A 22,445-nucleotide genomic window follows, 5' to 3' on the forward strand; every position below is an offset into this window, starting at 1 on the left:
CGCAAGCGCCGGCGTCGGTCGTGGAGCGGCGGTCGCGCGTCAGGATCTGGCACGTTAGGATCTGGTCATCGGCGATGAAGATCATTCTTGCCCAACCGCGTGGATTTTGTGCCGGCGTCGTGCGTGCCATCGATGTGGTGGAACGGGCGCTCGAAAAATACGGCGCGCCGGTCTATGTGCGCCACGAGATCGTCCATAACCGTCACGTGGTCGAGTCGCTGAAGGCCAAGGGCGCCCGCTTCGTCGAGGAGCTGAGCGAGGTTCCGGCCGGGGCCGTGACGATCTTCAGCGCGCACGGAGTGTCCCGGAAGGTCGAGGACGAGGCGCGCGAGCGCGGCCTGCCGACGCTCGACGCCACCTGCCCGCTGGTGACGAAGGTCCACAATCAGGGTCGGCACTACGTCGCGCAGGGCCGCACCCTCGTCTTCATCGGCCACGCCGGCCATCCAGAGGTCGAAGGCACGCTCGGCCAGATCGACGGCCAGCTGCATCTCGTCGAAAGCGAGGCGGATGTCGCCAAGCTGCCCATCGCCCTCGACACGCCGGTGGCGTACGTGACGCAGACGACGCTCAGCGTCGACGACACGCGCGGTATTATCGCCGCCCTCCAGCGGCGCTTCAGCGACATCGAGGGCCCCGACACCCGTGATATCTGCTATGCGACGCAGAACCGGCAGAGCGCGGTGCGCGAACTGTCGCGGATGGCCGACGTCATCATCGTGGTCGGCGCGCGCAACAGCTCCAATTCGAACCGGCTGCGCGAGATCGGCGAGGAGGTCGGCCTGCCGAGCTATCTCGTCGCCGATGGCCGCGAGATCGATCCCGCCTGGGTCAAGGACGCGCAGGTCGTCGGCGTGACCGCCGGCGCCTCCGCCCCCGAAGTCCTGGTCGACGACGTCGTGCAAGCGCTGATGCGCATCAGGCCGGCGGAGCTGTCGGTTCTCGATGGACCCAAGGAAACGATCAGCTTCCGCCTGCCGGCGAAGCTGGACCCCCGGACCAGTTCGAACGCGGCCTGACGATGGATATGAAGCCTCGCCACATTGGCGATCGAATTGGCGTCGAGGCGTTTCCTGAAGATCGACGACACGCCCCGATCCGCCGCATGCGCCGCGGCGGCGTTCCGTTCACGAGCCGAGGGAGCGCCTGTTGGGCATTCCGCTGAGACAAATCGCCAGGGTCGGCGCCTATGTCGCCCGCCAGCACCTCGCGGGGCGCAAGCGCTATCCGCTCGTGCTCATGCTGGAGCCCCTGTTCCGCTGCAATCTCGCCTGCGCCGGCTGCGGCAAGATCGACTATCCCGACGCCATCCTCAACAAGCGCATCTCGGTCGAGGACGCGCTGGGCTCGGTCGACGAGTGCGGCGCCCCCGTGGTGGTCATGGCCGGCGGCGAGCCGCTCCTGCACAAGGAGCTGCCGAAGATCGTCGAGGGCGTGATTGCACGGCGCAAGTTCGCCATCGTCTGCACCAACGCGCTGCTGCTCGAGAAGAAGATCGACCAGTACAAGCCGAGCCCCTATTTCACCTGGTCGATCCACCTCGACGGCGACCAGGAGATGCACGACAAGTCGGTCTGCCAGAGCGGCGTCTACGACCGCGCCGTGGCGGCGCTCAAACTCGCCAAGGCCAAGGGCTTCCGCGTCACCATCAACTGCACCTTTTTCAACGATGCCGACGGCGCCCGCGTCGCCGCCTTCTTCGACACGGTGACGGCCCTCGGGGTCGACGGCATCACGGTTTCACCGGGCTATGCCTACGAGCGCGCGCCCGACCAGAAGCACTTCCTCAACCGTGCCGCCACGAAGGAGCTCTTCCGCAGCATCTTCCGCCGCGGCGACGGCGGCCGCAAATGGGCCTTCAACCAGTCCGGCATGTTCCTCGACTTCCTGGCCGGCAACCAAGCCTACCATTGCACGCCGTGGGGCAACCCGACGCGGACCGTCTTCGGCTGGCAGCGTCCCTGCTATCTGCTCGGCGAGGGCTACGCGGCGACCTTCAAGGAGCTGATGGAGGGGACCGACTGGGATGCCTACGGGGTCGGCAACTACGAGAAGTGCGCCGACTGCATGGTCCACAGCGGCTTCGAGGCCTCGGCGGTGCGCGACACCGTGGCGAAGCCCTGGAAGGCGCTGGGCGTCGCCCTGCGCGGCGTGCGCACCGAAGGGCCGATGGCGCCGGAGATCACGCTCGACAGGCAGCGTCAGGCCGAGTTCGTTTTCCAGCGCAACGTGACGCAGAAGCTCTCAGAGATCCGCAAGGCCGAGGCTGAGGAAAAGGCCCGGAAGGCGGCGAACGCGGCCTAGCGCCGCGAACGCCGCGGCGCTGTCGAGCCCCGCGGCCACGAGCCCACCGATCTGAGCCGGGGAGCGCGCCACGGCGGCGGCCACGACCTTCAGGTCGAGGCGGCCGTCGGCCCCCACCGCCTTCAGCACCAGCGGCGGCAGGTCGCGGTCGGCCGGGTCGCTGACCGCCCTCAGCACGACGAAGGGCAGGCCGCACTCTGCGGCGAAGCGCGCCGCGACCAGGCTCTCCATGTCGACCGCGATAGCGCCGGTGGCCTCGCGCAAACGCGCCTTGTCCCGCCAGGTGAGGACGGGCGCATCGACCGCCGCCACGACGCCCAGCCGGGCCGGTTGCCCCAGCGACGCCAGGCGCCGCACGAGCACGCGCCCCAACCCCTCCTGCGACGCGAGCGTAGTCCCGGCTGCGGCGACCGTGGTGCCGACGACGAGGTCACCGCTGCGCAGCGCCGGATCCAGCCCGCCGCACAGCCCGAAGCTGACGACGAGATCCGGCCGCGCGGGCAGCGCGCCGAGCCCGGCTTGCAGCGTCGGCGCATCGCCGCAGATGGCGCGGGCGCCCTCGCCGGCGGCGATGCCGGCCTCGCGCGCCAGGCCGCACACGAACAGCAGCGAGGGCTGGGCTGGCGCGGTCATCGGGGCCGCCGCACCGGTCACATCCCGTAGGTCGGGGTCAGGCTGTTGGCGCGCCGGAGGTTGCGGTAGCGCGCCATGGCCCAGAGCGGGAAGAACTTCGCATAGCCGTGGTAGCGCAGGTAGAAGACGCGGGGAAAGCCGGTGGCCGTATGGAACGGCTCGTCCCAGAAGCCGTCGTCGCCCTGGGTCGCGGCAAGATAGGCGACGCCGCGCGCCACCGACTCGTGCTCTGCGGCACCGGCGGCCATGAGGCCGAGCAGCGCCCAAGCGGTCTGCGAGGCGGTGGAGGGAGCGCGTTCGTAGCCATCATAGGCGAGCTGGTAGCTCTCGCCGCCCTCCCCCCAGCCGCCATCCTCGTTCTGAACGCTGGCCAGCCAGGCGACGGCGCGGCTCACCGGCGGCGATTGCAGGCCGTGGCCGACGGCACCCAGGGCGCAGAGCGCCGACCAGGTGCCGTAGACGTAGTTCATGCCCCAGCGGCCGAACCAGCTGCCGTCCTTCTCCTGGCCTGCGATCAGGGCGTCGATGCCGCGGGCCAGCACGGCGCTGGTCTCGCGCGTCTCGCCGAGTTGCGCCAGCATCGAGACGCAGCGCGCCGTGACGTCGGCCGTCGGTGGATCGAGCAGGGCGCCGTGGTCGGCGAAGGGGATGTTGTTGAGGTAGTGGTAGCTGTTGTCGGCATCGAAGGCAGCCCAGCCGCCGTCGCTGCTCTGCAGCCCCTCGACCCATTCGCGGGCGCGGGCAACCGCCTCGGCGTCATCACCGGCCGTGGCGCCCGCCCGTTCGCGCGCGGCACGATCCATGGCCATCACCACCACGGCGGTGTCATCGAGATCGGGATAGTGCGGGTTGGCGTATTGGAAGGCCCAACCGCCCGGCCGCACGTCGGGGCGCTGCACCGCCCAGTCACCCTTGACGTCGAGCACCTGGCGCGGCTTCAGCCAGGCGAGACCGGCCCTTGCCCGGGCCGCGCTCGCCGCATCCCCGACCTCGAGCAGCGCGTGCGAAGCCAGCGCCGTATCCCAGACCGGGGAGAGGCACGGCTGGCAATAGGCCTCGTCCTTGCCGATGACGAGCAGATGCTCGATCGAGCGGCGCGCCGCGACGAGGTGGGGATGATCGGCCCGATAGCCGAGTGCATCGAACATCAGGACCGCATTGGCCATCGCCGGATAGATCGCGCCGAGCCCCTCCTCGTCGTTGAGACGCTCCGTCACGAAAGCGACCGCGCCGGCGATGGCGCGCTGCCGCGGCCGGGCCGGCATATGCGGCTCGGCCAGCTTCAGCACCCTGTCGATGGCACCGAAGAGCTTGATCCAGCCCCAGGCCTGGTGCGCGCCGCCCGGCCAGTCGCGCACCTGGTCCGGCGGCACCGTGAACAGCTCCGCCACGCCGATGCCGCGCCGGTTGACCGGCTTGGGCTTGAGCGCCTGCAGCACGAGCAGCGGCACCAGCACGGTGCGAGCCCAATAGGACACCTTGTCGAGGTGGAAGGGAAACCAGCGCGGCAGGAGGGTGATCTCCACCGGCATGGTCGGCGTGGCGGCCCAGGGGACGACGCCGTAGAGCGCCAGCAGGAAGCGCGTGAACACGTTGCTGCGCCCGGCCCCGCCGTTCGCCAGGATGGCCTCCCGGGCGCGGCGCATGTGGGGTGCGTCGACATCGTCGCCAATCATCTTCAGAGCGAAATAGGCCTTGACGCTGGCGCTCATGTCGAACGGGCCGGCATGGACTAGGGGCCAGCCGCCATGCGCGCCCTGCACGCGCCTGAGGTAGACGCCGATCAGTCGCTCCAGCTCCAGATCGTCCGGCTCACCGCGGAAATGCCGCAGCAGCACGTATTCGGCGGGGATCGTGGCATCCGCCTCGAGCTCGAAGCACCAGTGGCCGTCCTCACGCTGAAGCGCGGTGAGCGCTTCCGTCGCCCGCCTGATATGGCGCTCCAGCCCGTCCAGGGTGGGGGCACTGCGCGCATGATCGAAAGCAATGTTCACAACCGCACCCTTGAGCACGTCGACCGTGGCCGTCCCCACCGGTCATCGAGGCATAAGCGAAGCCGCCTTATAACCCGAACGCACGGCCCCTTCGATGGTGGCCGGCAGGCCGGTCTGCGTCCAGTCGCCGGCGAGGACGACATTCGTCCAGCGCGTGCGCGCCTGTGGCCGCCTGGCGTCCTGGGACGGCGTTGCGGCGAACGTGGCACGCTTCTCCCGCACGATCTGCCATGGCGGCAGTGTATCCGATAGGCCGGTCAGGGCGGCCACCTCCCTCCAGATGTCGGCGGCCAGCGTCTCGCGCGGCACGTCGAACAGCCGATCCGCACTGCTGATTGTCACCGAGAGGTGCTGCGGATAGGCGAACAGCCATTCGGTGAGGCCGTTGACGATGCCGAGAACCGGCGCCAGGCCGGCCGGTGGCTTCACCCGGAAATGGGCGTTGACGATGGCCCGGAATGCGTCGGGCACCTCGAGCCCGGGCAGGAGTTCGCGTGCCGTCCACGGCGGCACGGCGAGCAGCACCGTCTCGCCGGACGACAGCGCCACGGCGCCGCTGCCGGTAAAATCGAGGGTCGCGGCGCGGTCGCCATCGAGGCCGATGCTCCTCAGCCGGTCGGCGAAGCGGATCGTCGCACCGCGGGCCGCGATGTAGGCGAGCGCCGGATCGATGAAGCTCGCCGAAAGCCCGTTCGCCGCCACCAGGGGCCGGCAGGCCTGTCCGCCAGCGCCGAGAGTCTCGCGCAGGATGCTGGCGGCGAGCCGCGCCGAGCCGTCCTTCGGGTCGGTGTTCAGCGCCGCGAGCAGCACCGGCCGCCACAGCCGCTCGTAGAGCGGCCCCGCGCAGCGCATGGCCTCGCCGACCGTCGCATGGGCCGGCGCGCGCAGCACGCCGAGGGGCGCCAGGTAGTCGCGGACCCGTGTCTCGGGCACGCGTCGCGATCGATCGAAGAGCCACCAGGGCACCCGCCCGTCGTTGGGGCGCAGCCGCCAGCGCGCGCCGCTCGCCAGGTCCGCGAAATCGAAGGCGGCCGAAGCCGGCCCGCGCAGGCTGTCGCCCGCTCCGATCCGGCCGAGATAGTCGAGCACCGTTCGGTTGCCGGACAGCAGCAGGTGGTTGCCGTTGTCGATCACCAGATCCAGCGCCGGGTCGTAATATGAGCGACAGCGGCCGCCGGCCGCGGGTGCCGCCTCGTGCAGGACGACACGGCAGCCGGCTTCGACCAGCCGCACGGCGGCGCTGAGGCCGGCGAGGCCGGCGCCGACCACGTGCACGGCCGGGCCGGTCATGGCGCCGCCCCATGGACCCGCACGCGCGCTTCGCTCCGCGCGCGCATCAGATGAGGCCGTGTCGGAGATAGGCGCCGAGCACGCGCAGACGGCTCGTGCGCACCCGCCGGCGCGGGGCCGCGAAGCCGGCGGCGACCATGCGGTCGAGGACGGAGCCGTAGGCCGCAGCCATCAGCCGCGGCGCCCGCATGGCGCGGCGCGGGCCAGCGGCAAAGATCGGCTGCACCTTCGCGTAGTGGTGGCGAGCGCGTGCGGCCACCTCGGCGCAAGCGGCCGGAAGGCGCGCATCGGCGGCTACGGCCAGCGGCTCGTCGATCGTGATGCCCGCCGCCACCAGGGCTTCGCGCGGCAGATACAGCCGCCCGATGGATGCATCCTCGTCGATGTCGCGCAGGATGTTGGTGAGCTGGAGCGCGCGGCCCAGGTGGTGGGCGAGCACCTCGCCGGCGCCTTCGCCCAGGCCGAAGATGCGCACCGACAATCGCCCCACCGCGCTCGCGACGCGGTCGCAATAGAGATCGAGCGTGGCCCAGTCGGGCGCCCGGATGTCGTCCTCGGCGTCCATCATCATGCCCTCGATGACGGCGCCGAAGTCGTTCTGCCGCAGCCCATAGCGCCGGGTGGCCGCCGCGAGCGCGGCAAGGTGGGCCGGCGCGCGGCCGTCGAACATGGCGGCGATCTCCGCGCGCCACCGGTCGAGGCCGGCCCGGCGCTCGACAGCCGCACCGCCGCCGTCGGCGATATCGTCGACCGCGCGGCAGAAGCCATAGACCGCATACATCGCCTCGCGCTGCTCGGGCGGCAGGACGCGCATGGCGAGATAGAAGGAACTGCCCGACGCGGGTGCCGCGGCTTCCTCGGTCATGGCCGGCGTCCCGCGCGTGCGGCAATCGTCCGTCCCAGCTGCGCCAGCAGTCCCTGCAGGACGCCGGCGCCGCCGACCAGCGCAAAGCCCGCCTTGCCCAGATGAACGGGCTCGCTCAGCGGGTCGCGGCGCTCCAACTCGCCGGCGAGGTGACGGGCGAGGTTGTGGATCGCCCCGATTTCGAGCGACAGCCTGAGGTCGCGGATCTGCGGCACGAGCGAGCGGCTCTGGCCGACCAGTTCGGATGCGCGCCGCGCCAGCTCGCCGAGGGCCCCGTGCAGCGGCGGAGCGGCCCGCGGGGCGGCCAGCATATCCGCCGTTGCGCCATGGGCGGCGAGCACGTCCTGCGGCAGGTAGATGCGGCCGAGGTCGCGGTAGTCGGCGCCGCAATCCTGGAGGTGATTGATGACCTGCAGGGCGGCGCACAACGCATCCGACGCCGGCCACGTGGCTTCGCTTTCGCCATGCACGTCGAGCACGAAACGGCCGACCGGCATGGCCGACAGCCGGCAGTAGCCGATCAGCTCGTCCCAATCGGCGTAGCGGTTCTGGCGGACATCGAGCCGGAAGGCATCGAGCAGCTCCAGCGCGTGGCGAACGGACAGGCCGCGCTCGCGCAGAGCGTGCCGCAGCGGCTCCGCCTGCGGATCGGACGGCCCCTCGCCGGTCAGCGCCGCGCCCAGGTCGTCCAGCAGCGCCAGCTTGCGCGCAGGCGGCAGCGTCGCATGGTCGGCGACATCGTCGGCGGCCCGCGCGAAGCGGTAGAAGGCGAGGATCGGCCCGCGGTTGCGGGCGCTCATCAGCCAGGACGCGACGGGGAAGTTCTCGTCGCGATGAGACTTGCCCGAGAGCGTGTCGGCGGCCGACGTCATGTGCCCCTCGCCTCGCCGCGTCGTGTCTTCGCCTGGAAGCGGCCCTTCCAGTGGCCGCCCCGGCCGCGAACGTGCTCCAGGGCCGAATCCAGCGTAAACGCGGTATAGGCGGCGGCGATGGACGGCAAGGCCAGCGCGCCGACGCGCGATCGGCCGTAGAGGCGCAGGGTCGGCACGAAGGAGGCTGCCATCATGGCCCAGGCCAGCAGGCCGGCGGCCTGGGCCGGGCCGCGGGCCAGCAGAGCGAGCAGCGGCGGCGCGAGATAGGTCACCGCCATGCCGACGGCGGCGCCGGCGAGCCGCAGGGGCGAGTAGCGCAGTTCGGCATAGGCCGAGCGCGCGACCATCCGCCGGATGTCGGCGACGTGCGGATAGGCGCGCAGGCTGTGCACGTCCTCGGTCAGCCCGAGCCAGATCGGCCCCTGCCGCTTCATCAGCGCGCCGAGGGCGCAATCGTCGATGAGCGCATCGCGCACCCGCTCGAGCCCGCCCGCCGCGGCCAGGGCGCCGCGCCGCACCAGCATGCAGCCGCCCGCGGCGGCGGCCGTGCGCCGGCGCGGATCGTTCACCCAGGCGAACGGATAAAGCATCTGAAAGAAGAAGACGAAGGCCGGCACCAGCCAGCGCTCGGCGGCACTGGTGCAACGCAGCTTGACCATCAGCGAAGTGAGGACCGTGGCCCTGGCGGAGGCGATGGCGACAAGCCGCCGCAGCACGGACGGCGCATAGGCGATGTCGGCATCCGTGAACAGCACCAGCGCCGACGCCGAGGCCTGGGCATCCACATGCGCCAGGCCCTGGCGCATGGCCCACAGCTTGCCCGTCCAGCCGCGCGGCGGCTCGGTGCCGCCGACAATGTGCAGGCGATCCGCTCCACCCGCCGCCGCAGCAGCCTCCGCGGCGATCCGGGCGGTGCCGTCCGTGCTCTGGTCGTCGACGAGCACGATGGACAGCCGCCCGGGATAGTCCTGCCGCAGCAACGAACCGATGCAGCGCGCGATCACCTCGGCCTCGTCGCGCGCCGGCACGATCGCGACCACGTCGGGCCACGCGCTCAGCCCCGCGGCGGCAAGGCCGACGCGATCATCGCGCTCCGCGCAGCGCCAGAAGCCGCCGCGGCCGACGAGGAGGTAGGCCCAGATGGCGGCCGGAACGAAGGCGAGCGCCAAGAGCGTCATCGGAGCGAGCGACATGGGGAAGAGCGTCATGGGAGCGAGCGTCACGGAAGATGGCCGTGAGCGCGAAACCAGGCGACCGCATCCGCAAGCCCCTCACGATAGGGCCGCGACACGTAGCCCAGCTCGCGCCTGGCCTTGCCGTCGTCGAAGAACATGTGATGGCGCGCCATGCGCAGGCCGTCGACCGTCACGAACGGCTCCACGCCGCGCAGCCTGGCGACGAGCTCGGCGCCGTAGGCGACGGGATAGACGGCGAGCCGCGGGATCCGCAGGGTCGGCGGCTTGCGGCCGACCAGGCGGGCGATATCCGCCAGCATGTCGCCGAGCGACACGTTCTCGCCGCCCAGGATATAGCGCTCGCCGATACGGCCGCGCTCGAGCGCGGCAAGATGGCCGGCGGCGATGTCGTCCACGTGCGCCAGATTGAGCCCGGTATCGATGAAGCCCGGCATGCGCCCGGCCGCCGCCTCGACGATGATGCGCCCGGTCGGGGTCGGCTTGATGTCGCGCGGCCCGACGGGCGTGGAGGGATGGACGATCACCGCCGGCAGCCCGTCCCGGACCATGCCCTCGACGAGGCGCTCGGCGGCGACCTTGCTGCGCTTATACGCTCCGATCGCCTCATGCTCGGCCAGCGGTGACTCTTCGCTCGCGGCTATCCCCTTGGCCAACTTGAAGGTGGCGACGCTGCTCGTGTAAACGATGCGTCGGACCCCGGCCTTCAGCGCCTCCTCCATGATGAGGCGCGTCCCTTCCACGTTGTTGCGCACGATCTCCAGCGGATCGCGCGCCCATAGGCGATAATCCGCCGCGGCGTGGAACAATGCATTCGCACCGTCGAGCGCGGCGGCAAGCGACCTTCGGTCGAGCAGGTCGCCCTCGTAGAGGGTATCGGCCGGATCGATATTCGCGCGCGGGCTGGTGCGACGCACCAGCACGCGCACCTCATGGCCCTGCGCCCTCAGAGCGGCGGCAATGGCCGAGCCGAGGAATCCCGAGGCGCCAGTGACGAGTACGGACGAAGCCACCATGCCGCTTGATCAGCACATCCGGCTTACCCAAAGCAAGATGTAGCGTGCACCTTGCGCGTGGGGACGTGCCCGGGCCGACCATGAAAGAGCTGCGATCGGCGCGTGCGCGCGCATCCCGCGCCCTGCGGCGTTTTGCATCCGGACGGCAGATTGGCTTGTACCACGGCCTGGCTATATCCGCTGTTTTCAACGCTGCGATGGTTGCCGCGCCGCCCCGCAGCAGGCGGGGGGCGGTCAGCGGCGGCGGCGCGTTGACCGATCGGCACGCGCCGACGATAGAGATACTGCCCTTTTTTCCCGCAGCGACGGTAATGTCCCGCCAATGACCGCCGCCATCATGCAGGCCGTGCGCCTATCCGGCCGCCATCCCTGGCTCGTCGTCCTCGGCTTCCTCGCTGTGACGCTCCTGAGCGGACTCTACGTCGCTCGCAATTTCGCCATCGACACCGATAGCGAAAAGCTTCTTTCCGCCGCACTGCCGTATCGGCAGCAGGAGATCGCGCTCGAGCGCGCCTTTCCGCAGCGCTCAGGCCAACTGCTTGCAGTGGTCACCGCGAGTACGCCGGAGAAGGCGGAGGAAGCTGCCGAGGCACTGGTCAGGACGCTAGCGCCGCGCTCCGACGTGATCCGATCGATCCATAGGCCCGACGGCGGCCCGTTCTTCGCCAGGAGCGGCCTTCTCTTCCTCGACGTGGATCACGTGCGCCGCAGCATGTCCGCGCTGACCACGGCCCAACCTTTGCTCGAAGTCCTGGCGGCTGACCCGACACTGCGCGGCATTCTCGACGTTCTCTCGCAGGGATTGCAGGGCGTCAGCGCCGACATGGTGAAGCTGCAGGAGCTGGCGGCGCCCATCTCGGCAATCGCCGACGCCCTCGAGCGATTGTCGCAGGGCAAGGACGCGGCCTTCTCCTGGCGGCGACTGATCTCGGGCGAAGCGCCGTCCACGGCCGAGTTGCGACGCTTCGTCAACATCCAGCCGGTGCTCGATTTCGACAACCTCGAACCGGGCGGCAAGGCGACGCGCGTGATCCGCGACGCCATCGCCGAGCTCAATCTGGTACCCGCGCACGGAGTGACCGTGCGACTGACCGGGCCCGTCGCTCTCTCCGACGAGGAGTTCGGCACCATCGCCGAGGGAGCGGAGATCAACACCATCGCCACGGTCGCGATCGTGCTGCTCATCCTGTGGCTTGCGCTGCGGCAACGGGCGGTGATCGCGGCCGTGATGGTGAACCTTGCCGTCGGCCTCGTTCTCACCGCCGCAGTCGGGCTGTGGCTGGTCGGCGCTCTGAACCTGATCTCGATCGCCTTCGCCGTGCTGTTCATCGGCATCGGTGTCGACTTCGGCATCCAGTTCGGCGTCCGATATCGCGCCGAGCGGCATGAGAAGGCGGACATGCATGCCGCCCTGCAGATGACCGCCCGGGCGCTCGCGGGGCCGCTGCTGCTCGCTGCCGCCTCGATTGCCGCGGCATTCTATTCGTTCCTGCCGACCGCCTATCGGGGTTTGTCGGAACTCGGGCTGATCGCCGGCACCGGCATGATCATCGCATTCGTGACCACGGTCACGCTGCTGCCGGCACTGATCGTGCTGTTGCGCCCGTCCGGCGTCGCCGCGGAAGTCGGCTTCCCCGCGTTGGCGCCGGTTGATCGCTTTCTCAACAAGCGCGGCAACTGGGTGGTCGGGGTGACGATCGGTCTCACGCTGCTCGCGCTGCCGTTGCTCTGGGCGCTGCGCTTCGATTCGAATCCGCTCAACCTTCGGGCCCAGAACACCGAGGCGGTCTCGACCCTGCTCGATCTGCTGCGCGATCCGCAGACGAGCCCGAACACCATCAACGTATTGGCCGACAATGTCCCCGACGCTCTGGCAATTGCCGGGAAAGTTCGTGCACTGCCAGAGGTGGCACGCGTCGTGACGCTGGAGAGCTTCATCCCCGAGCACCAGGATGAGAAGCTCCCCATCATCGCCGAAACGCGAACGGCCCTGAAGAACGTCATCGATCCGGGTCCTGCGAGCGCGCCCCCGACCCCTCAGGAAACCGAGGCCGCCCTCGCCACTACCGCCAGCGAACTCGCTGAAGCAGCGAGCCACAGCGCCGAACCGACCGCCGCGCAGGCCAAGCGGCTCGGCGGCCTGCTTGCGACGCTGGCCAAGGGCTCGCCGGAGGCCCGCCGCGCCGCGGAGGCTGCGCTTGTCGTGCCTCTGAAGACCACTTTGACGCAAATCCGCGATCTGTTGTCCGCCGACCGCGTCGATCTCGCCAGCTTGCCGCAGTCTCTGCGCAGCGACTGGGTGGCCGCCGACGGCAGAGCTCGGGTCGAGGTTGCCCCGAGCGGCGATGCCAACGACGGCGTGGTCCTGCGCCGCTTCGCCGATGCCGTGCGCGCCGTCGCGCCCAACGCGAGCGGAATGCCGATCGGTATCACCGAGGCAGCGGCCACGATCGTCAAAGCATTTCTTCAGGCAGGCGCGCTCTCGGTCATCGCCATCACCGTCATCCTCTATTTCGCGCTGCGGCGCTGGCTGGATGTGGCGCTGACTCTCGTGCCGCTGTTGTTGGCGCTGGTCGTGACGCTCGAGATCTGCGCGGCGATCGACCTCAAGCTGAACTTCGCCAACATTATCGCCCTACCGCTGCTGCTCGGCGTCGGCGTCGCCTTCAAGATCTACTACGTGATGGCGTGGCGGTCCGGCGAGACGAACTTCCTGCAGTCGAGCCTGACGCGCGCCGTCTTCTTCAGCGCCTGCACTACGGCCACCGCCTTCGGCAGCCTCTGGCTCTCGCACCACCCCGGCACGTCGAGCATGGGCAAGCTCATGGCGCTGGCGCTGGTGACCACCCTGGCCGCCGCCACCCTGTTCCAGCCCGCCCTGCTCGCCAGCCAGAACGGCGGCTCCGATGCGGCGGATGATGGCCCGCCTCCCGAGGGACGCGGGCCAGCCGCCTGAAGCGTCCGCTGCGACCGGCGCGGCCGCTCCGCTGTCGCCACGACCTATGGTGAGCCCAAGCGCATGATGATAGCGCCGATCGCCTGGCCCAGCGCGTCGAGCCGCTCGCGCGGCTTTGCTTCGATCAACTTGACGATGCGGGTATAGGGCCCGAGGACGCCGACGCTGTACTGCACGCCGTTTGGCGCAATCTCGATCGGCACGGCGAAGGCGGCGAGCTCCGCCTCGACCTCGCGGATGCAGGTGGCAAAACGCGTCCGCCGGATCTCGGCATATTCCGCGCGGATCGCCGCGCGGTCCGTCTTGGTCCACGCTGTCAGCGGCTCGATGCCGGCATCGAGGCCGCGCTCGATCGCCTCGTCCGGCTGAAAGGCCATGATCACCTTGCCGCTCGCGGTCGCGTAGGGCTGCAGGATCTTGCCCGGCAGCACGTAGCCGCGCCACGGCGTCTCCGGTGAGGCGATGGCGATCGAGCGCACGGTGACGTCCTCGAGGCGCCCGATGTAGCAGGTCTCGCCGATGCTGGCGCTGAAGTCGCGCAGCAGCGCCTCCGACAGCGATGCCACCGTATTGCTGTCGATACCGAGATAGGCCAGGCGGCGGACCCGCTGCGCCAGGACGTAGCGGCCGCGACCTTCGCCGGCGAACCCCACCAGCTCCGACCGCTGCATGGTCGCAAGCAGGCGGTGCATCGTCGCCTTGGGTAGCATGAGCATGCGGGCAAGCTCCATCAGCGTCAGCCCGTCGCCGCTCAAGGCCAGCGCCTCGAGAACGCGAAAGTAGCGCTCCAGCGGCGCGTGCCGGCCCTGCTCATCGAGCCCGGTCCCATCCGTCATCTTCGGTCCGCTCATCGTCCCCCTTCGCCTCTCCCGGCCGGATTGTCCAGCCGCAGTCGGCGCACCGCCGGCCAAGGCGCTCACCCGGCTGCGGCTTGCTTCGGCGCCCCTCTTGGGAGCATCGGGTGGCCTTTGGCCACCTTCGCGCCAGTTGCTGGCGCAGGGCCGGTCTCGTCGCACAAATGCACGGCGATTGCCTGTCCCCCGGGCTGCCCTGGTTGACAGGGATCACCAGCCCCGGAATGATATTCTCATAAAACGAGACAAGTTTCGATTATCGGAACATATCGACAGACACGTACGGCGCGACATCACGTGAGAGGAGCGGGCAGAGCATGAGAGCAAGAGCCATCCCACTGCTGTGCAGCATCCTGGCGTTCGCCGCGGCGACGACGGTGGCGGCGCAGCCGAGCGACACCGTCAAGATCGGCATGCTCATGGACATGTCCGGCAACTATTCCGACGTCGCCGGCAAGGGCAGCGTCACCGCCGCGCAGATGGCCGTGGAGGATTTCGGCGGCGAGGTCCTTGGCAAGAAGATCGAGGTGGTCTTCGCCGACATGCAGAACAAGGTCGACATCGCCAGCGCCATCGCGCGCCAGTGGTTCGACAAGGACGGCGTCGACGCGATCATGGACATCAACATGTCCTCGGCCGGGCTGGCCGTCAGCGGCATCGCCAAGGACAAGAACAAGATCGTTGTCATCAACATCTCCGGATCGCCGCGCTTCACCAACGAGAACTGCAGCGCCAACACCGTCCATTACGTCTACGACACCGATGCGCTGGCCCGCTCGACCGGCACGGCCCTGGTCAGGGACGGTGGCAAGTCCTGGTATTTCGTCACCGTGGACTACGCCTTCGGCCACGATTTCGAGCGCGAGACAGCCAAGACCGTCGTAGCGGCAGGCGGCAAGGTGCTCGGCTCGGTGAAGGTGCCGCTCAACGCCATGGACTACTCATCGTTCCTGCTGCAGGCGCAAGGGTCCAACGCCGACGTCGTCGCCTTCGCCACCGCAGGCGCCGACACCTCCAATGCGATCAAGCAGGCGAAGGAGTTCGGCATGGGCGAGGGCCGGCAGAAGCTCGCAGGCCTCCTGGTCTATATCAACGAGATCGATGCGCTCGGGCTCGAAGCCGCGCAGGGCATGCAGTTCACGACCGGCTTCTACTGGGACCTCAACGATGAGACCCGCGCCTTCGCCAAGCGTTACAAGGAGCGCATGGGCAAGATGCCGAACATGTCCCAGGCCGGCGTCTACTCCAGTACCCTGCACTACCTCGAGGCGATCAAGGCGGCCGGCAGCGACGACACGGCCACGGTGATGAAGACGATGAAGGACCGGCCGGTCGACGATTTCTTCGCTCGCAACGGCCGCATCCGCGAGGACGGGCTCATGGTGCACGACCTCTACCTCGTGCGGGTCAAGGCTCCGAGCGAGTCCAAGGGGCCGTGGGACTACTATGAGGTGGTCAAGACCATCCCCGCGGAAGAGGCGTTCCCGCCCCTGGCGGAGTCCCGCTGTCCGCTGCTGAAGAAATAGGACGCAGTCTGCCCGCCAGGGCGCTACCCATACGAGAGCAAGGCGAGAGCTGGTCGATGAAGGTATACGGTCAATACACCCGCGACGAAATCGAGATGCAGTATAACCTGCGCGCAGGCCGTCCCGACTACGATTCGGCCGTCGTCCCCGATTGGGTGGCGCGCAGCCTCCTGGCGCGCGAGCGCCTGGAGAGCCGGCTGGATGTCGCCTATGGCCCGGGGCCCAAGCAGAAGCTCGACGTCTTCCCGGCCGGGCCGACGGCGCCGACGCTGGTCTATTTCCACGGCGGCTACTGGCAGCGCGGCGACAAATCCGTCTACGCCTTCCTGGCCGAGCCGTTCGTGGCCAGCGGCATCTCGGTGATCCTGGTCGGATACGACCTCTGTCCGGCCGTCACCATCACCGCCATCAGCGCGCAGGCCCGCCAGGCCATGGTCTGGATCTGGCGCAATGCGGCGACGGTCGGCGTGGCGCGCGAGCGGCTTGCAGTGATGGGACATTCCGCCGGCGGCCACATCACCGGCATGCTTATGGGTACCGACTGGACCGCCTGGTCCGGCGACATCCCAGCCGACCTGATCAAGGCCGGTGTGCCGATCTCGCCGCTCAACGAGCTCGAGCCGCTGCGTTTCACCTCCATCAACGATGCGGTGGGCATGGACGCGGCGGAGGCGGCGCACGAGAGCCCGATGCATCATCCGCCGCGCACCGACGCACCCCAGCTCGTCGTCTGCGGCGAGGCGGAGACGGCGGAGTTCCATCGCCAGTCGGACATCTACGTCGAGGCCTTCGCGACGGCGGCCCGCCCCGTCGAGCGCTATTCGGTGCCGGGCTGCGACCACTTCGACGAGCTCAACGTGCTGGCCCGGCCGGCCAGCCCGTTCTTCGGCAAATGCGTCGCCCTCGTCCGGGGATAGGTCATCCGACGACGGCGTTGCGGCACACGATCGCCGCGGAGCGCCAAAGCTTGAAGCGCCCGCACCCTCTGCCCCGACGATCGTGTCCGATGGGCAGATGTTTTTGGTTCCCACAAGGTAGAACGACCATGTCCCAATCCATGACCATCGCACGTCTGAACGAGTTGCTGGCTGCCTTCAACGACCACCAACCGGAGAAGGTCGCATCGTTCTTCGCAGAAGATGGCGTCATGCTTGCCGCCGCGGGCCCGGAGCCCGTAGGCGCCACGCTGAAGGGGCCGGAGGCCATCAAGGCCGCTCTGACGAAGCGGTTTGCCGCCTCCCCCGACCTCCAGTGGACCGAGGCGCGGAGCTGGCTCTTGGGCGACAAGGGGCTGACGGAATGGCGCGTGCGCGGCACCGCCCCGGACGGCACGGCGATCGACACGCTCGGCTGCGACCTCTGGGAATTCGCAGGCGACAAGGTGGTGAAAAAGGACACCTACTACAAGCAGAAGACGTGATCGACACCGGCATCGAAGGAAGGGCTCGGCATCGCACCTGCCGCTCACTTGCCGCCAGTGACATCGAGGAACGTACCGGTGATGAAGGAAGCCTCGGCGCTTGCTAGCCACAGGATCGCCCGGGCAACCTCTTCAGGCTGACCGCCTCGTCCCATGGGGATCGAACCCTTGACGCGATCCACCCGTCCCGGCTCTCCGCCGCTCGCATGCATGTCGGTGTAGATGTGCCCAGGGCGAATACAGTTGACGCGTATTCCATCCCGCGCGACTTCCTTGGCAAAGCCGGTCGTGAATGTCTCAACGGCGCCCTTCGACGCAGCGTAGTCGACATATTCGTTCGGACTGCCGAGCCGGGCCGATGCTGATGAGATGTTGATCACGGCGCCGCCCCGCCCGTTGTAACGATGCGACATCCGCTTTACCGCTTGCTGTGCACAGAGGATAGGACCGATAGAGTTGACCGCGAAGATGCGCCGCATTCGCTCGAAATCAAGATCATCTAGTCGGCACTGCTGAGCAATAATCGCTGCGTTGTTCACCAATACATCGATCCGGCCGAACTCGCGGTCGATCGCGGAGAACAGCTGAGCGACCTGCTCAGGATCCGCGCTATCTGCGCGCACGGGTAGAGCACGGCGCCCGACAGCCTCTATATCAGCCGCCACCGCGAGGGCGGCAGACTCGTCGGAGACGAAGCTCATCGCGACGTCGTAACCTCGTGCGGCGGCAAGCCGCGCAGTGGCCGCGCCGACGCCACGACCTCCGCCGGTGATCAGAATGAGCGGCGCATGGGGGACAGGATCCATTTCAACGCACCTTCACGTGGTAGTTAATCAATTGATGAGCCTGGAACATCCGCTATCGAAAGAAGACGTTCGAGGTTCCCATTGCGCGGCAATACACGAGCAAGAAGATTTCAACCAGCCGGTCATTGCTCACGATACGCGTCAGATTTACTCACGGAACCGATGCCACGCCTGCAACCTCTGAACGCGCCGCGGCCGTTTGCGGTCACGCTCGAACGGCGCGCCGCGACGCAGCTCGGCGCCGCCCATGGCGCGGTGAGCCGGCAGATCTCCGCCTTCGAGAGCCGGCTAGGCCGGCAGCACTTCACGAAGGACGGCCGCCGTAGGGTCGCGACCCCGATGGCGAGAACCTTCGCCGCGGAGGCCGGCTTTTCCGGGCCGGCTCACGCGCATTACGCCCAACCGGGCGGGTCGTCCCGCAGGGCGTGGTCGACGCAGCTGTTGATGTGGATATCCAAGATACGGCTCGCCCGGTCCGCATCGCGCGACAGCGCGCAGGCCAGCAGTTCGGCGTGTTCGCGCGCCGCGATCTCGCCGCGGAACACCACGGCGATCATCTGATAGCGCAAATACTTATCGTAGATCGCCGCATAGGTCTGCAGCAGCACGCGCGAGCCGCAGGCGGAGATCAAGGCGTGGTGGAAGGCGCGATCGCAATCCTTCCACACTTCCGGATCGGAGACCTCGCGCCGCAACATGCGGCCCTCGGTCACCGCGAGCTTGTGGTGCGCGGCGACGACGCGCGCCTCCCAATCCAAATCGCCCGCCTGGAAGGATTGCGTCAACGCGTGCTGTTCCAGCAGCAATCGCATGGCCGCCACCTCGCGAAACTCCACCGGCGACACCGGAGCGACCTCGAATCCGCGCTGCCCTTCCGCGACGATCAGGCCTTCCGAGCCGAGGCGGCTCAGCAGCTCGCGCATGGTGCTGACGCTGGTGCCATAGCGCTGGCTGAAGATTTCGAGCCGCAGCCGCTCGCGCGGCTTCAGCCGCCCGAACAGGATGTCCGCGCGAATACGGCCGTACGCCACATCGGAGACCGTCTCTCCGGCGCGCACGTCCCTTTCGGCCTTCTTCGGCGCAGCACCCATGCGCCCGTCTATGCCAGCAGTCGCGAACGACCGCAACGCTGGCGCGGTATTATATGGTGATTGACAAAATCTCTGATATTTTTAACATCATATGACGTTAGAAAAGCCCGCGGAGAGAAAACGCCATGCTCAAGCCTCCCGCCGCCGCGGTGACGCTGGCTCTGTTCCTGCTGCCGATGGGCCATGCCAAGGCCCAGGAGATTCAGGAGCGGACGATCCGCTGGGGCCACCTCAACAACACAGATCACCCGGTCAGCATCGGCGTGAAGAAATTCGCCGAAATCGTTGCGCAGAAGAGCGGCGGCAAGCTGAGGATCCGTGAATTTCCGTCGAACCAGCTCGGCAGCGAGATGCAGCAGCAATCGGCCTTGCGCGGCGGCACGCAGGAAATGCAGTCGCCCGCCACGACGTCGCTGGTGGGCATCGTCAAGGAATTCGGGCTCATCGACTTCCCGTTCATCGTCAGCACGCCGGCGCAAGCGGACGCCCTGCTCGACGGGCCGCTCGGGCAGGCGCTTCTCAATAAGTTGCCGGAGAAGGATCTCATCGGCCTGACCTATTGGGATCTCGGTTTTCGCAACGTCACCAATAGCCGCCGGCCGATCGCCAAAGGCGAAGATCTCGACGGCATCAAGATCCGTGTGATCCCCAACCCGGTCTATCTCGAGACGTTCAGGACATTCGGCGCCAATCCGGTGCCCATGAGCTTCTCGGATCTCTATAGCGCGCTGGAGAATCGCGCGGTGGATGGCCAGGAGAACCCCTACTCGGTCATTCTCTCCAACAAATTCTACGAAGTACAGAAGTACGCGAGCCAGACCAACCACACCTACAGCGCCAATATCATTCTTGTCTCAAAGAAATTCTGGGACAAGCTCTCCCCGACCGAACAGACTATTCTGCGCGAGGCGGCCATCGAGGCTCGTGATTTCCAGCGCAAGGTCAGCCGCGAGCAGGCTGCCGCCGCCGTCTCCGAGCTGAAGGCTAAGGGCATGCAGGTCAATGAGATCACTGAAGCCGAGCTCGAGCGGATGCGCATCAAGACGGCACACGTGAAGGAGAAGTTCTCGGCCGAGTATGACCCGGCCCTGGTCAAGCTGTTCAACGCCGAGCTGGAGCGCGTGCACGCCGGGAAATGACCGCGTCACGCCCTCGACCGGACCTGTCCCGTGACGCGAGCCGCGATCAATGACCAAACCGATCTACATACTCAACGGGCCGAACCTCAACCGCCTCGGGACACGCGAGCCTGAGATCTACGGGCACACCACGCTGGCTCAGATCGAGGCGATGTGCCGGCGGGCAGCCACCCGCACCGAGATCGTCTTTCGCCAGTCGAACAAGGAATTCGAGATCATCGATTGGATACACGAAGCCATCGACGAAGGCACCGCGATCATCATCAACCCGGCCGCCTTCTCCTTCACGTCGATGGCCATCATGGATGCGCTCAAGATGTTTCCCGGCCCGATCATCGAACTGCATATCTCCAACATCCACAGGCGCGAGCCGATCTACCACCGGTCCTACATGTCGGCGGTCGCCTCTGCGGTCATTGCCGGGCTCGGCCCCCACGGGTATGTCGCGGCCGTCCGAGCGGTCGAGGACAGCCTGCTCGAGGCCGTTGCCTAGGTCTTACGCCCCGTAGGCGCGGGGGATCCGCCTGTGGCGACATCGGGCTCGGGCCGATAAACCGGCGCCGGGCACGCGATCACCGGAACGCCCGCACACACCCGCCACGGCTCCACGACACGCGAGGTCACGCATGAGCATGGTCATCGATGGTTACTTCAAGACCCTCAAGCTTGCCGCCGCTCTCCTTCTTGCGACCATGGTCTTGCTGGTCTTCGGCAACGTCGTCCTCCGCTATGCCTTCAATTCCGGCATCGCCGTGTCGGAGGAGCTGTCCCGCTGGTGCTTCGTATGGCTCGTGTTCACCGGGGCCATCGTCGGCATGCGCGAAGGCGCCCATCTCGGTCTCGACAGCTTCGTCAAGCTGTTGCCGACGTGGGGCAAGAAGGCCTGCTTCGGGTTGAGCGGCGCGCTCATGCTCTTTGCCACCGTGCTGCTGGGCAAAGGCAGCTGGGAGCAGACCCTCATCAACTGGGACACGGCGGCCCCGGCGTCGGGTCTGTCGGTCGGCTGGTTCTACCTCGTCGGCGTCGTGTTCAGCATTTCCGTCGGCCTCATCCTGGCGGTGGATCTCGCGCGGCTGCTCATTGGCGGGCTGCGCGACACGGAGCTCGTCGCCGTCAAGGAATCGGAAGAGCTCTGAACGCACGCCAAGCCCCGAAGGCGTTCGCGCAAGGTGCCTGATGACTGTCGCCGTCTTCACGTTGTCGCTGCTGGGGGCCATGGCGATCGGCATGCCCATCGCCTTTGCGCTGATCGTCTGCGGCATCGCGCTGATGAGCTACATCGATATCTTCGATTCCCAGATCATCGCGCAGAACGTCATCAACGGCGCCGATTCCTTTCCGCTCATGGCGGTCCCGTTCTTCATGCTGGCCGGCGAGGTGATGAACCAAGGCGGCCTGGCCAAGCGGATCGTGAACGTGGCCCTCGCGCTGTGCGGCCACATCCGCGGCGGCCTCGGCTACGTCGCCATCCTCACGTCCTGCATCCTGGCCTCCCTCTCCGGCTCCGCGGTCGCCGACGCGGCGGCTCTGGGTGCCCTGCTCGTCCCGATGATGGTCGCCGCCGGGCACGACAAGGCCCGCTCGGCCGGCCTCGTCGCCGCCGGCGGCATCATTGCGCCGATCATCCCTCCCTCGATCGGCTTTGTGCTGTTCGGCGTGGCGGGCGGCGTCTCGATCACCAAGCTGTTCCTGGCGGGGATCGCGCCCGGCCTGATGCTCGGTCTCGGCCTCTGCGCGGCGTGGTGGTGGGTGGCACGCGACGACCAGGCCGTGCAGCCGGCGCGCAGCTCGATGGCGGAGCTCCTGAAAGCGATCAGGGACGGCTTCTGGGCGCTGATGCTGCCGCTGATCATCATCTTCGGCCTGCGCTTCGGCATCTTCACGCCGACCGAGGCGGCCGTCGTCGTCGCGGTGTATTCGCTGGTGATCGCGGTCTTCGTCTATCGCGAGTTGAAGCCGCGCCAGCTCCTGGCCGTCTTCGTCTCGTCGGCGCAGACGACAGCGGTCGTCATGTTTCTCGTCGCGGCGGCCCTGGTGTCGTCCTGGTTGATCACCGTCTCGGACATCTCCAGTCAGATCGTCGACATGGTCGCGCCGTTCACCGGCAATCAGACCCTGTTGATGATCGCGCTGATGCTCCTGGTGGTGGTCGTCGGCACGGCACTCGACATGACGCCGACGATCCTGATCCTGACGCCGATCCTCATGCCGATCGTCAAGCAGGCGCAGATCGACCCGGTCTACTTCGGCGTGCTCTTCATCATCAATGGCGCCATCGGGCTGATCACACCGCCGGTCGGAGTCGTTCTCAACGTCGTCTGCGGCGTCTCTCAGATCAGCATGGAGGACATCATCAGGGGCGTTTGGCCCTTCCTGGTCGCGGAGTTGACCGTCCTGTTTCTGCTCGTGATGTTTCCCGTCCTGGTCACCGGACCGGCCCGGTGGCTGGCCGGCTGAGCAAAGGTGCCGCAAGATCCCACGTCGGG

At 67.8% G+C, this 22,445-nt stretch carries 20 protein-coding genes and 1 pseudogene; 11 read left to right on the top strand and 10 right to left on the bottom strand.

From position 1 onward, the window contains the following. Positions 1–74 precede the first annotated feature (74 nt). Together ispH and hpnH are read left to right on the top strand one after the other, a co-directional pair. Positions 75–1,019, top strand: coding sequence for a 4-hydroxy-3-methylbut-2-enyl diphosphate reductase (ispH, locus tag IEW34_RS10320; RefSeq protein WP_188609075.1), 945 nt, complete (start codon positions 75–77; stop codon positions 1,017–1,019). A 130-nt stretch (positions 1,020–1,149) separates the two neighbouring features. Then, a complete protein-coding gene (gene hpnH, locus IEW34_RS10325; protein WP_188609076.1) occupies positions 1,150–2,304 on the top strand; it encodes an adenosyl-hopene transferase HpnH in 1,155 nt (384 codons plus the stop codon). On the opposite strand, the gene IEW34_RS10330 is transcribed toward hpnH, so the two are convergent. Genes IEW34_RS10330 through hpnA form a run of 7 tightly spaced genes read right to left on the bottom strand, consistent with a single transcriptional unit; the run spans position 2,245 to position 10,167 of the window. Further along, the gene (locus IEW34_RS10330; protein WP_188609077.1) at positions 2,245–2,937 is read right to left on the bottom strand and encodes a phosphorylase family protein; all 693 of its coding nucleotides are present in this window, start codon (positions 2,935–2,937) and stop codon (positions 2,245–2,247) included. The genes hpnH and IEW34_RS10330 overlap by 60 nt on opposite strands. Positions 2,938–2,954: 17 nt before the next feature. Further along, positions 2,955–4,931 (bottom strand): squalene--hopene cyclase, encoded by a 1,977-nt coding sequence (gene shc, locus IEW34_RS10335; RefSeq protein WP_244641926.1) that lies wholly within the window; start codon positions 4,929–4,931, stop codon positions 2,955–2,957. A gap of 42 nt (positions 4,932–4,973) precedes the next feature. Beyond that, positions 4,974–6,221, bottom strand: a complete 1,248-nt coding sequence (hpnE, locus tag IEW34_RS10340) for a hydroxysqualene dehydroxylase HpnE (RefSeq protein WP_188609078.1) — start codon at positions 6,219–6,221, stop codon at positions 4,974–4,976. Positions 6,222–6,267: 46 nt separating this feature from the next. Continuing rightward, positions 6,268–7,086, bottom strand: coding sequence for a presqualene diphosphate synthase HpnD (hpnD, locus tag IEW34_RS10345; RefSeq protein ID WP_188609079.1), 819 nt, complete (start codon positions 7,084–7,086; stop codon positions 6,268–6,270). Beyond that, positions 7,083–7,958, bottom strand: a complete 876-nt coding sequence (hpnC, locus tag IEW34_RS10350) for a squalene synthase HpnC (protein WP_188609080.1) — start codon at positions 7,956–7,958, stop codon at positions 7,083–7,085. Before hpnC ends, hpnD begins: the two co-directional genes overlap by 4 nt. After that, positions 7,955–9,166: a glycosyltransferase gene (locus IEW34_RS10355; RefSeq protein ID WP_244641907.1), complete on the bottom strand. Its 1,212-nt coding sequence runs from the start codon at positions 9,164–9,166 to the stop codon at positions 7,955–7,957. The genes hpnC and IEW34_RS10355 overlap by 4 nt, the downstream gene beginning before the upstream one ends. Before the next feature lie 11 nt (positions 9,167–9,177). Next, positions 9,178–10,167, bottom strand: a complete 990-nt coding sequence (gene hpnA / locus IEW34_RS10360) for a hopanoid-associated sugar epimerase (protein WP_188609081.1) — start codon at positions 10,165–10,167, stop codon at positions 9,178–9,180. 322 nt (positions 10,168–10,489) lie between these two features. On the opposite strand from hpnA, the gene hpnN reads away from it, so the two are divergent. Then, complete coding sequence (gene hpnN / locus IEW34_RS10365; protein WP_188609082.1) at positions 10,490–13,123, top strand: hopanoid transporter HpnN; 2,634 nt, start codon at positions 10,490–10,492, stop codon at positions 13,121–13,123. Between the two features lie 44 nt (positions 13,124–13,167). Here hpnN and IEW34_RS10370 read toward each other — a convergent pair whose 3' ends face one another. Next, positions 13,168–13,959 (bottom strand): IclR family transcriptional regulator, encoded by a 792-nt coding sequence (locus tag IEW34_RS10370; RefSeq protein ID WP_210324481.1) that lies wholly within the window; start codon positions 13,957–13,959, stop codon positions 13,168–13,170. Positions 13,960–14,294: 335 nt separating this feature from the next. Here IEW34_RS10370 and IEW34_RS10375 point away from each other — a divergent pair, with 335 nt between their 5' ends. From IEW34_RS10375 to IEW34_RS10385, 3 genes are all read left to right on the top strand, one after another. Then, on the top strand, positions 14,295–15,503 hold the full coding sequence (locus IEW34_RS10375; RefSeq protein ID WP_188609084.1) for an ABC transporter substrate-binding protein: 1,209 nt from the start codon (positions 14,295–14,297) through the stop codon (positions 15,501–15,503). A 56-nt stretch (positions 15,504–15,559) separates the two neighbouring features. Next, positions 15,560–16,420, top strand: a complete 861-nt coding sequence (locus IEW34_RS10380) for an alpha/beta hydrolase (RefSeq protein WP_188609085.1) — start codon at positions 15,560–15,562, stop codon at positions 16,418–16,420. Positions 16,421–16,548: 128 nt separating this feature from the next. Beyond that, entirely contained in the window at positions 16,549–16,923 is a 375-nt protein-coding gene (locus IEW34_RS10385; protein WP_188609086.1) for a nuclear transport factor 2 family protein, read from the top strand. Between the two features lie 44 nt (positions 16,924–16,967). Here the strand turns inward: IEW34_RS10385 and IEW34_RS10390 are convergent, their stop codons facing one another. Next, complete coding sequence (locus IEW34_RS10390; protein ID WP_188609087.1) at positions 16,968–17,729, bottom strand: SDR family oxidoreductase; 762 nt, start codon at positions 17,727–17,729, stop codon at positions 16,968–16,970. A 162-nt stretch (positions 17,730–17,891) separates the two neighbouring features. Between IEW34_RS10390 and IEW34_RS31105 the strand changes: the two are divergent. Continuing rightward, a pseudogene (locus tag IEW34_RS31105) lies at positions 17,892–18,062 on the top strand (LysR family transcriptional regulator); the annotation flags it as partial. 59 nt (positions 18,063–18,121) lie between these two features. Here the strand turns inward: IEW34_RS31105 and IEW34_RS10395 are convergent. Beyond that, a complete protein-coding gene (locus tag IEW34_RS10395; protein WP_188609088.1) occupies positions 18,122–18,820 on the bottom strand; it encodes a GntR family transcriptional regulator in 699 nt (232 codons plus the stop codon). Positions 18,821–18,969: 149 nt separating this feature from the next. Between IEW34_RS10395 and IEW34_RS10400 the strand changes: the two genes are divergently transcribed. From IEW34_RS10400 to IEW34_RS10415, 4 genes are all read left to right on the top strand, one after another. Further along, positions 18,970–19,959: a TRAP transporter substrate-binding protein gene (locus IEW34_RS10400; RefSeq protein WP_244641908.1), complete on the top strand. Its 990-nt coding sequence runs from the start codon at positions 18,970–18,972 to the stop codon at positions 19,957–19,959. 49 nt (positions 19,960–20,008) lie between these two features. Then, positions 20,009–20,452, top strand: a complete 444-nt coding sequence (locus IEW34_RS10405; protein WP_188609090.1) for a type II 3-dehydroquinate dehydratase — start codon at positions 20,009–20,011, stop codon at positions 20,450–20,452. A 133-nt stretch (positions 20,453–20,585) separates the two neighbouring features. Continuing rightward, complete coding sequence (locus tag IEW34_RS10410) at positions 20,586–21,095, top strand: TRAP transporter small permease (RefSeq protein WP_188609091.1); 510 nt, start codon at positions 20,586–20,588, stop codon at positions 21,093–21,095. 40 nt (positions 21,096–21,135) lie between these two features. Beyond that, complete coding sequence (locus IEW34_RS10415; protein WP_188609092.1) at positions 21,136–22,416, top strand: TRAP transporter large permease; 1,281 nt, start codon at positions 21,136–21,138, stop codon at positions 22,414–22,416. The last annotated feature ends 29 nt before the right edge of the window (positions 22,417–22,445 follow it).

It is taken from the genome of Chelatococcus reniformis (assembly GCF_014640075.1).
Lineage (GTDB): Bacteria > Pseudomonadota > Alphaproteobacteria > Rhizobiales > Beijerinckiaceae > Camelimonas > Camelimonas reniformis.